The organism is Bradyrhizobium sp. Kon37 (genome assembly GCF_055807535.1).
The window spans coordinates 1-240 of record NZ_JBVVOY010000327.1; the positions used below are offsets into that span (position 1 = coordinate 1).

General features: G+C 64.6%; 1 protein-coding gene. It reads right to left on the reverse strand.

The window, feature by feature from the left end; all coding sequences use genetic code 11:
• Positions 1-240 (reverse strand): O-linked N-acetylglucosamine transferase family protein (locus tag AC0L3J_RS38350; protein ID WP_473350615.1); only part of this gene is annotated, 240 nt, incomplete at both ends.

The following is a 240-nucleotide window of genomic DNA, read 5'->3' on the forward strand; positions in this document are numbered from 1 at the left end:
CGCGCCGATTGCGGAATGAAGACGGGATCCGCGAGCACGTAGTCCATGGTCTGAAGGCCCGTGCCCGTGGCGTGACCAAACCCGGAGACCTGGATCGGGGCCGGCTTGCGGGCGAAGACATGGAGCCTGTTGCCGGTCGTGTGCCCGGAGACGTCGATCAGGATATCGACCTTGTCGGCCTGGATACGATCGGCCAACTCGTCATCCGACATCTGCCAGGCGTCGACCCAGACATCCGCC